Below are 3,388 nucleotides of genomic sequence, written 5' to 3'. Positions count from 1 at the left end.
GGGCCCTCGGTGGCGCCCGGAGTACCGGATCGATCGGGCTCGTCGTCGCAGCCGGCCACCAGAACAGCGGTGCCCGCTGCGAGGCCCGCTGCGAGGGCAGCGGTGCGCAGCGCGGTACGGCGCGACAGGCGGAGGGGATCGTTCGGCACGGCCGAAACCTTATCCCGGCCGGAGGTGCTGGGTCGGACAGTTCGGCGGGCCGGATAGGGTGGGCTACTGCCCTCGGTCGGATCGCCGGGTGGCGCAACGGGTGCACAACTGGAGAGAGAGGCAGGTCTACCTGTGAGCCGAAGGACTGACCACACGGACCCCGCGAGCCTCGAGAACTTCCTGCGGCCGGTCGTCCTGCAGTTCGGTTGCGACCTGGAGGCCGCTGAAGTCACGCCGGCCGGGCGGCGCCGGTTACTGCGCGTCCTGGTCGACCGCGACGGCGGGATCAACCTGGACGACGTCGCCGACGTGACCAGGGCGATCTCCAAGGCGCTGGATGCCGACGACGTGATGGGCGACGGCGCGTACACGCTGGAGGTGTCCAGCCCCGGCGTCGAGCGGCCGCTGACACTGCCGCGGCACTGGCGGCGCAACGTCACCCGCCTGGTCGAGGTCACCTTGGTGGCCGGCGGCAAGGTGACCGGCCGGATCACGGCCGCGACGGACGACGCCGCGGAGCTGGACGTGAAGGGCAGGCCCCGCACGATCGCCTACGCCGACATGGTCAAGGCGAAGATCCAGATCGAGTTCAACCGGCCAGCCGGCAACGACGAACCTGCCGCTGACGGCACGGTGGAGGAGAACTGAGATGGACATCGACATGGCCGTACTGCGGTCCCTGGAACGCGAGAAGGACATCGCCTTCGAGGTCGTGGTGGAGGCGATCGAACAGGCGCTGCTGGTCGCGTACCACCGGACCGAGGGAGCGCAGCAGTCCGCCCGCGCCGAGCTGGACCGCAAGACCGGGCACGTGACGGTGTTCGCCCGCGAGCTGAACGAGGACGGCACGCTGGCCCGCGAGTTCGACGACACCCCGGCCGACTTCGGCCGGATCGCCGCCACCACGGCCAAGCAGGTCATCCTGCAACGGCTGCGCGACGCCGAGGACGAGGTCCGGTACGGCGAGTTCTCCGGCAAGGAGGGCGACATCGTCTCCGGGGTCATCCAGCAGGGCCGCGACCCTCGCTCGGTGATGGTCGACCTGGGCAAGATCGAGGCGGTGCTGCCGGCGCCGGAGCAGGTGCCGGGGGAGAAGTACGAGCACGGCTCCCGGCTGCGGGTCTACGTGGTCGGCGTCCGGAAGGGCTTCAAGGGCCCGCAGATCACCGTCTCCCGGACCCATCCGAACCTGGTGAAGAAGTTGTTCGCGCTCGAAGTACCGGAGATCGCGGACGGCACGGTCGAGATCATGGCGATCGCGCGTGAGGCCGGTCACCGGACCAAGATCGCCGTCCGGACGCTGAACCCGTCCGTGAACGGCAAGGGCGCCTGTATCGGCCCGATGGGCCAGCGGGTGCGCAACATCATGCACGAGCTGCACGGCGAGAAGATCGACATCATCGACTACAGCGACGAACCGGCGACCTTCGTCGGGAATGCGCTTTCTCCTGCGCAGGTTTCGTCGGTAGAGGTCGTCGATGCCGCGGCGAGGGCTGCCCGGGTCGTCGTACCCGACTATCAGCTCTCGCTGGCGATCGGCAAGGAAGGGCAGAACGCGCGCCTCGCGGCCCGGTTGACGGGCTGGCGGATCGACATCAGACCGGATACGGATGTGACTCGTGGGGACGAGAAGGTAGACTGATCTCTCGGTCGGTCGACTGAGTCGTCACCACACCCTGAGGAACTGTGACAGAGACTGCAGACGCGCGCCCTGAGAAGCATCAGGAGCGCACCTGTATCGGGTGTCGGAAACGGGACAGTCCGGCCGGCTTGCTGCGGATGACGGTGTCCGGAGGACTTGTCCTCCCGGATCCCGATCACCGGGCACCCGGGCGAGGGGCGCATCTGCACCCCGTGACCGAGTGTCTCGACCTCGCCGAGCGACGCAAGGCGTTCCCGCGGGCCTTCAAGGTCCCGGGCCCGCTGGATGTCTCACTCGTGCGGGAGCACGTCGAGCAGCAGGAGTCAGGTAAGGCAAGTGCGGCCGCCCGGCCGCCCGCGACAACAGTCGCGAAGACATGAAGGCGGGTCATCGACTCATGACCACTCGATGAGTGTCGAACGATGAGTGCAATGCGATGAGCATGTACGTCAACTAACGGTCCGCGCCCCAGGCTCGGACCAGAGGGAGAGCAGTGGCAAAGGTCCGAGTCTACGAGCTCGCTAAAGAGCTCGGAGTTACCAGCAAGGTCGTCCTGACCAGGCTGAACGACATGGGAGAGTTCGTCCGATCGGCGTCTTCGACGATCGAGGCACCCGTAGTCCGGAGGTTGGCGGAAGAGTTCGAGAAGAACCCGCCGAAGAAGCGCGCGGCCAAGAAGGCCGCCGCCAGTACATCTGCTGCGCCGCAGGCGACCGCACCGGTCACCCCGGCGGAGCCCGTCGTGGAGAAGAAGGCCGCTCCGGCGGCCGAGGCTCCCGCGGTCCAGGCCGAGCGCACCGCGCCGGTGGTGGAATCAGCACCGGCTCCGGTCAAGGCTGAGCCGACCGTGACCGAGACGGCCGCTCCGGCCGCCTCTGCCCCGGCCGCCTCGACCACGGCGCCGTCCCCGGCGCGTCCGGGTCCGCGCCCCGGCCCCAAGCCGGGTCCGCGCCCCGAGGCCACCCCTGCTGCCGAGGCTCCGGCCAAGGTGGAGCAGCCGGCCTTCGAGGCACCCGCGGCCAAGGCCGCCGAGGCTCCGGCCGCTCCCGCTGTGGAGGCTCCGGCCGCTGAGGCACCGGCAGCACCGAGCCCGGCAGCATCGCGTCCCGCGGCAGAGGCTCCGTCCCGGCCGGCACCGCGTCCCGGCACCCCGGGGAACGCTCCGCGTCCTGGTGGCGCCCCGCGTCCGGGTGCGCCTCGTCCGGGTGGTTCGGCACGTCCTGGTGGCCAGGGCGGCGACCGCTCCGGCGGCGGCCGTCCGGGTGCACCGCGTCCGGGCAACAACCCCTTCAGCTCGACCCAGGGCATGCAGCGCGGTGGCGCACGGCCTGGTCCGGGCGCTCCCGCGGCCCCGGCGGCCCCGGGTGCGAGCCCGGCCGGCATGCCGGCGCGTCCGCCGCAGGCCCGTAGCGACGGGCGCGGCAACGACCGGCCGCGTCCGTCCGGTGGTGTTCCGGGCGCTCCGCGTCCGAACCCGGCGATGATGCCGAAGTCCTCGGCCGGAACGTTCACCGGTCGTCCTTCCGGTCCCGGTGGCGGCAGTGGTGGCCCCGGTGGCGGTGGTGGCGGCGGCCGTGGTCGCCTGAGCGGCGGTCC

The 3,388-nt window shown here is 70.7% G+C and carries 4 protein-coding genes; all 4 read left to right on the top strand.

The features are described 5' to 3' along the window. Nucleotides 1-282 precede the first annotated feature (282 nt). The gene (gene rimP / locus VFG33_RS13645) at nucleotides 283-798 is read left to right on the top strand and encodes a ribosome maturation factor RimP (protein WP_325026204.1); all 516 of its coding nucleotides are present in this window, start codon (nucleotides 283-285) and stop codon (nucleotides 796-798) included. A gap of 1 nt (nucleotide 799) precedes the next feature. Then, complete coding sequence (gene nusA, locus VFG33_RS13640; RefSeq protein WP_325026202.1) at nucleotides 800-1,792, top strand: transcription termination factor NusA; 993 nt, start codon at nucleotides 800-802, stop codon at nucleotides 1,790-1,792. A 44-nt stretch (nucleotides 1,793-1,836) separates the two neighbouring features. Continuing rightward, on the top strand, nucleotides 1,837-2,172 hold the full coding sequence (locus VFG33_RS13635) for a YlxR family protein (RefSeq protein ID WP_325026199.1): 336 nt from the start codon (nucleotides 1,837-1,839) through the stop codon (nucleotides 2,170-2,172). A gap of 113 nt (nucleotides 2,173-2,285) precedes the next feature. Beyond that, the coding region (locus VFG33_RS13630) for a translation initiation factor IF-2 N-terminal domain-containing protein (RefSeq protein WP_325026197.1) at nucleotides 2,286-3,388 on the top strand (1,103 nt) is incomplete at its 3' end.

It is taken from the genome of Kribbella sp. (assembly GCF_035687465.1).
GTDB lineage: Bacteria > Actinomycetota > Actinomycetes > Propionibacteriales > Kribbellaceae > Kribbella.
This window is presented reverse-complemented; position numbering and strand designations above follow the sequence as displayed.